The 6,895-nt window shown below is 60.4% G+C and carries 4 protein-coding genes and 1 pseudogene; 4 read left to right on the plus strand and 1 reads right to left on the minus strand.

The annotated features are described in order from the left end of the window. From ilvA to OCW50_RS32520, 4 genes are all read left to right on the plus strand, one after another. The coding region (gene ilvA, locus OCW50_RS32505) for a threonine ammonia-lyase, biosynthetic (protein ID WP_262300353.1) at positions 1-1,211 on the plus strand (1,211 nt) is incomplete at its 5' end. Between the two features lie 1,560 nt (positions 1,212-2,771). Then, a complete protein-coding gene (gene minD / locus OCW50_RS32510) occupies positions 2,772-3,635 on the plus strand; it encodes a septum site-determining protein MinD (protein WP_210808163.1) in 864 nt (287 codons plus the stop codon). Between the two features lie 186 nt (positions 3,636-3,821). Beyond that, positions 3,822-4,475, plus strand: coding sequence for a hypothetical protein (locus tag OCW50_RS32515; protein ID WP_210808088.1), 654 nt, complete (start codon positions 3,822-3,824; stop codon positions 4,473-4,475). Between the two features lie 291 nt (positions 4,476-4,766). Then, positions 4,767-6,032 (plus strand): IS256 family transposase, encoded by a 1,266-nt coding sequence (locus OCW50_RS32520; protein WP_262300354.1) that lies wholly within the window; start codon positions 4,767-4,769, stop codon positions 6,030-6,032. Between the two features lie 491 nt (positions 6,033-6,523). Here the strand turns inward: OCW50_RS32520 and OCW50_RS32525 are convergent. After that, positions 6,524-6,895: pseudogene (locus OCW50_RS32525) on the minus strand (VOC family protein); the annotation flags it as partial.

A 6,895-nucleotide genomic window follows, 5' to 3' on the forward strand; every position in this document is an offset into this window, starting at 1 on the left:
GGCAGGGCGGGCGCGTGGTCCTGCATGGCGAGGGCTTCGACGAGGCGTATACCCACGCCCGTCAGCTTGAGGCCGAGAAGGGCCTCACCTTCATTCACCCTTACGATGATCCGGATGTCATTGCCGGGCAGGGCACCGTCGGCATGGAGATCCTGCGCCAGCATCCCGATCCGCTCGAGGCCGTGTTCGTGCCAATTGGAGGCGGGGGGCTGGCGGCGGGAGTGGCCGTCTACACAAAGTTCCTGCGGCCCGAGGTGAAGGTGATCGGCGTTGAACCGGAGGACGCCGCCAGCATGGCGGGTGCTCTTGCAGCTGGTGAGCGCATCATCCTGAACCAAGTCGGGCTGTTTGCCGATGGCGTGGCCGTGCGCCGGGCCGGTGAGGAGACGTTCCGCCTCTGCCGCGAGCTGCTCGACGAGGTGATCACCGTCAGCACGGACGAGATCTGTGCGGCCGTGAAGGACATCTTCGAGGATACGCGTGCGATCGCCGAGCCATCCGGGTCCGTGAGCCTCGCGGGCTTGAAGCGATATGTGGAGCGGGAAGGGCCGCGGCCGCACGGTTTGGTTGCTGTCAACAGCGGTGCCAACATGAACTTCGACCGGCTCCGGCACATCGCCGAGAGGGCCGAGATCGGCGAGCACCGCGAGGCTTTGCTGGCAGTCACCATTCCCGAGAAGCCGGGCAGCTACCGCCGCTTCATTCAGCTATTGGGCAAGCGCTCCATTACCGAGTTCAACTACCGCTACTCGGATCCTCAGGCAGCGCAGATCTCCGTGGGCGTGCAGCTCTCGGACGGCGATCCGGAGAAGCGGCAGATCATCGCCATGCTGCAGGAGCAGGGCTATCCGGTGCTCGACATGAGCAACAACGAGATGGCCAAACTGCATGTGCGCTACATGGTCGGCGGACAAGCGTCTGGCCTTCAGGATGAGCTGATCTTCCGCTTCCAGTTCCCCGAGCGGCCCGGAGCCCTTCTGAAGTTCCTCAATAGGCTATCCGGCAACTGGAACATCTCGCTCTTCCACTACCGCAACCATGGCGCCGATTATGGCAGGGTGCTGGCCGGTATTCAGGTTCCAGTCGCAGAGCGGGCGCAGCTCAAGCGCAGTCTGGATGAGCTTGGATACCCGTACTGGGACGAGAGCGACAATCCAGCGTATCGCTCCTTCCTGAACCGTGGCACAGTGGGCGCAACCAACCGGACCTGAGGCGTAACTGCCTGCGCCCTCCTTCTCGGCTGCGGGATTGGACCGGAAAGCGCTGGCCGGAAAGTTCCGGCCATGAGCCAAGCCGTACAAAGTGGCGTCGCTCCGGCTGGAGCAGCTTTGTTCTTCGTAAGATTGCCGCCAACACGGTCGCCCATAGGATGCTCCAAACTGAATAGTTGATCCTCGGGATCCGGAAGGCCTCTTTCTCCGAAACTCTCGGTTGAGGTCAGCGTGCGGGCGTGGGAGCTGGCTTGACCTTCCGCGTTGGCTTGCCACGCTCGGACTGAGAGCTCAGGTGAAAGGGGAGGACGAGTTGCTTCCTGCCTCGGACAGGGGCTTCCATCAGCCCAGCCCACTTGAGCCATTGCTGGAAATGAAGGTTGGCGGCCTGTTGAGCCTTCCTCTGTGTATCCTCGATGCCCTGCAATCTCACTCCGGCTGAGGCTGGAACGTCATTGAGATACCAACGGAAGCGACCCTGGTCGCTTCCGTTGGAAACACGATATACCCGCGCAAAGACGTGAAGGTGCAGGCTGCCCACCACATCATCAGGGTTGTTGTCGTCAGGAATGGTTGGCTTCCACCGCAGCGCCATCTCTCACCTTTCTCAGCACTCGCACTGGTTACGCGGTTAGAGCTAAGGAGGTGTTATTGTGGTCGTGAGAGGGGTAAAATGCTCATCTCCGACTGCGCAATGGCATCAGCACGCGATGCGACCTGCTATTGGTCGAAAGGCCAACCTGAGTTGAGTCAACGAAGAGGTAGCATGAACCGAGTACGGAGATTTCAGCGGCTGCAGAAGTGAACTTTCACACCGGCAGGATCGCCGAATTATCTCAACACGAGGTTACTTCTTGCTCATGCAGGCTGGCGTTTCTCGTGAACATCATATTCCTATCGCCAAGTCTGGTCCTTTTCCTTGCCATCGCTCGACAAGCTCACAGTGATTGCAGTGTGAGACAGTTGATCGAGACTGCGGGTCAGCTCGTGAATGATCCAGCGTCTGGCCCGGCGTGCTGAGGATCGTTTCATCACCATCCTCCAAAGCTCCAAGAACGTCAGCGGCGCGGCCGGCTCGACGTATCGATCGTGACGAGGTTTCCGGTAATCGGATCAAGAATGGTCATGGGCAGTGCTCTCCCGTCAGGCACAAGACCAATGCCGCGCCGGCCGTTTGGATCAAGTTCGATCGAGATTGTGGTTACGAGACAATTACTGCACTCGGACATTCACGTCTCCAAGCAGACCGAGGCGGTTCATCCGCGCCCCGGCTGCTTTGGAGGAGAACGCTGATCTGTGAGCCGGATCTGCATGACCATGCTCGCTGCAAAATGGTTAATAGACCGCAAACAGGAGATTGCCCAGTCGCGACGGGCGCTCTTCGTCGGCTCGTTAACCTCCTGGTAACCACTTCGAGCGCGGAATGGACCTGCTTACGAGGGGCATGGCCGTCACTGCTTCAGTTCTCTTCGGCCTCGTCCCGTGTTGCTGTCTCTCGGTCTCGCTTGTGCCTGCGTGGGTGCCGTGCCTCCTCACGGTCTCTCTGGAGAAATGCCAGCGATGAAGAAGCCACGACCAAAGCAAACCAAAGCAAAGACGAAGGGCAAACAGGGCAAGGTTCTCGTTGTGACCTCCGGCAAGGGCGGAGTCGGTAAGACGACCTCAACCGCCGCTCTGGGTGCGGCACTCGCTCAGAACGGGCAGAAGGTGGTGGTCGTCGACTTTGATGTCGGCTTGCGCAACCTCGACCTCGTGATGGGTGCCGAGCGGCGGGTGGTTTTTGACCTGATCAATGTCATCAAAGGCGAGGCAAAGCTCGCGCAGGCTCTCATCCGGGACAAACGCCGGGACACGCTCGCTCTCCTGCCGGCCTCGCAGAGTCGCGACAAGGACAGTTTGACCGAAGAGGGAGTCGCACGAATCGTTGCCGATCTACGCACGCAGTTCGACTGGGTCATTTGCGATAGCCCGGCTGGCATCGAGAAAGGAGCCACTCTGGCGATGCGGCACGCCGATGTCGCTGTCGTGGTGGTGAACCCCGAGGTGTCCTCAATCCGCGACGCTGATCGGATCATCGGCATGCTCGGCGCCAAGACAGCCAAAGCCGAGAATGGGCAGTGCGTCGACAAGCATCTGCTTCTCACACGCTATGATCCCGTTCGTGCCAGGCGCGGCGAGATCATGAAGGTCGAGGATGTGCAGGAGATCCTGTCCATTCCGCTGCTGGGCATCATCCCAGAGAGTGGAGACGTGCTGCTGAGCTCAAATGTCGGAGCGCCTGTCACTCTGGGCAGTCCTGGCAGTGCTCCGGCTCAAGCCTACCTTGACGCGGCGCGGCGACTGATGGGCGAGAGTACCGGAATTGCTATCGCTAGCGACAAGCCTCGCCTATTGCACAGACTGTTCCCCCGACGAGCCGCATAGACTTGTGGGATTCTCTCACGAGAGCGGGATCTGATGCTGTTTGGGAGAGGTAACCACGCAGAATATATTCTGAAATCTGTAGGCTCACGAAGGTTACAGATGAAAGCCACGTGCTGCCTTACGGTTGACGTCATACGAGCGCGATCTTAAGGCACCATCTTTCCTCGTTAATAGCCAGCATGTGAGATGAAGCGGAACACCAGGCCCTTTTCTGTCGAGATCAAGAAATCCCGCATTCCAAGTCACCCTCATCACCTCCCGCCAAAGCCCCTATTCGAGCCGGCACCGGTTGAGCCCGCCAAAGTCTTCCAGAGGGAAGAGCCTGAGGCAGCTGCCAAGCCATCTCCTGTTCCACGCATGCTGCTGAGCATTATCGAGCCCATATGGGGTAGCTCGGATCCTGCTGAACCAGCCCGCCGCAAGCACTCTGCGCCAGGGGGCAATCGGGAACAAGTGGAGCTTGATCTGGCAATGAGCGCCTCCGAAGACGCGAAGAAAGCACACTCAGTTGTGCCGGGCGGCACCGAAGTCATGCCGCAGGCTGACATTGCTACGGAAGAGAATGCGATGTCCGGTCATGATGTTCAGGCTATGCAGGGCGAGAGTGCGAAAGCCAGTCCGCGGAGGCCGACGAGGAAAACTTCTGAAGTAGTTGAACAGATCGAAGCATCCCAGCCAATGGGTGACCTTGAGGAAACTCCAGACGCCGAGTTCACTTGGCCATCGGCGGTGACATCACCGCAAGCGGTCGACCGTAGGCTTATCAAACGTCAAGCAGCCGCTATTCAACTGCCGCGACATGAGCGGTGGAAGCGGCGTCTCCACCCTGCATCCTGGTGAGGTTAGCACCAAGCCGAGGCCGAACTGATTGGGCAGGGAGATCCCTGTCGGCATGAAAAGCCCTGCCATGTTCTCAGCGCAGTCCCTTCATGAGGCATGCTGCATTGCAGAAGGGCGCGATGCCGCCGATATCAGCAATGGCTGATTTCAAAGCGGCACCGCTTTTTTCCTCCCGGCGCTGTCGTATCGGCCGTCAGCTATGGTGGAACCTGGGTGATGACGGTGTGAGAAAGGCGGCGTATCGAGGCGGGTGTCGAGCCTGCCAGAACCTCTCCAGGAGAGCGATACGCCATGAACGAGACTACCAACATTGTCCGCCTTCGTCAGCCCGATATCATTGACGATCCCCTGACGGATATTCTCCGAGCCGGCGCCCGCAAGCTGCTGGCCCAGGCCATCGAGAGCGAGGCCGAGGCTTATCTGGCCAGCATGCGCGATCTAAAGCTGCCGGATGGCCGCGAGCGCCTGGTCCGGCACGGGCACGGTCCCGAGCGCACGCTCCAGACCGGCATCGGTCCCGTCGAAGTCAGCCGGGTCAAGATCCGCGACCGCGGCGCTGCGGGCGCGGATCGCATCCGCTTCACCTCGGCGATCCTGCCGAAATGGGCGCGGCGCACCAAAAGCCTGGATGCGCTGCTGCCGATCCTGTACCTGCGCGGGCTCTCCACCGGCGACTTCCAGGAGGCGCTCTCCGCCCTGCTCGGCCAGGATGCGCCCAACCTCTCGCCCTCGGTGGTCACCCGACTCACGGGCGAATGGCAGAGCGAGTACGAGCGTTGGCAGGCCCGCGATCTCTCGGCCCGGCGCTACGTCTATGTTTGGGCCGACGGCGTCTACCTGCAGGCCCGGATGGCGGACCAGGCTGAATGCATCCTGGTGCTGATCGGCGCCACCCCGGAGGGCAAGAAGGAGCTGATCGGCATCCAGGCCGGCGTGCGCGAGAGTGCCCAGAGCTGGCGCGAGCTGCTGGTCGAGATCAAGCGGCGGGGTCTGTCGATTGCGCCTCACATTGCTGTGGGAGACGGAGCGCTTGGGTTCTGGAAGGCGCTCGACGAGCTCTTTCCCGGCACGCATCATCAACGCTGCTGGCTGCACAAGACCGCTAACGTGCTCAACAAGGTGCCCAAGTCCGTGCAGCCAGGCATGAAGGGGGCCCTGCGGGAGATCTATCTCGCCCCGACCCGCGCTCAGGCCGAGGTCGCCCTCGATCTGTTCGAGGACGCCTATGGCGCACGCTATCCGAAGGCGGTGGAGTGCCTGCGCAAGGACCAGCGGGCGCTGCTGGCCTTCTTCGACTGGCCGGCTGAGCACTGGATCCATCTGCGCACGACGAACCCGATTGAGAGCGTGTTTGCGACCGTGCGGCACCGCACCGTGCGCACCAAGGGCGCGCTGTCTCCAACGACTGCTCGCCTGATGGTGTTCAAGCTCATCATGGCGGCTGCGAAAACCTGGCGCCGGCTGATGGGTGAAAACCAGTTGCCGAAGGTGATCGCTGGTGTCAGATTCCAGGACGGCAGCGAGGTCATCCTGCTGCCGACAAACAGCGCCGCCTGATCGGCCCCGTCACCTAAATTCCGTCATAGCTGATCGGCCGTTCCCTCTGGAAGGTTTTGACTGATTTGTCGGACCTAAACTTCGCCGGGCTTTGGCCCGGCTTTTCCTTGTCTGCCAATGCAGGCCGTTGACGTGTCTTAGCGAAAAGCTGGCCGTAGCGCATCTCGACTTTGGTCATGGACCGAGCGAGTGGACGAACCAGCTTGGCACAGTCGCTTTTCCCACGACAACAAGCCACAACTATAAGCTGTAGTCGGGCGTGCCCGGCTCGCGAAATCCCGCTTCTATACCAATCCTCCGTTGAATTGGCGCTCAGCCACAGAGCTGTCGCCAGCGATATTCCAGGTGCCAAGGTCGCTGCAGAGCGACTTGCAACGGACATCGTTGCAAGTCTGTTACATAAGGACCTGCCGATTTTCCGTCGTAATCTGGAGGAACACGATGAACCAGAACTCGAGCGTCCATCATTCTTCGTGCGCGAAACTACTGCCTCATTCGACGAACGCAAGAGCCACGCTGCCGGCCGCGCTGGCAGGCACGATAATGCGATCCGGCATTGCATGAGCACCAGCAATTTGCCCGGATCTGAGACTTTCGAGGACCAAATCAAGGGAGCGTGTTCGAAGGGTCAACGCGACCATGCGATCACCCTGACTTGTGGTGGTCACTGCCGCGCCGGCAAAGCGCCTGTCGACCTCGGCAGGGCTGAGAAAATGAACCGTTGCCTTGCCCGCCTGCAGGGCGTGACCACCGGAGACCTCGGTCACCGCTTCAGACCCAAAGATCGCCCGATAGAGGTCGGCTGTCTCCGATGGATCATCGGCCACGATTGTGAACTCGATGATATCGACGACACCATTGGG

Source organism: Microvirga sesbaniae, assembly GCF_025460805.1.
Taxonomy (GTDB): Bacteria; Pseudomonadota; Alphaproteobacteria; order Rhizobiales; family Beijerinckiaceae; genus Microvirga; species Microvirga sesbaniae.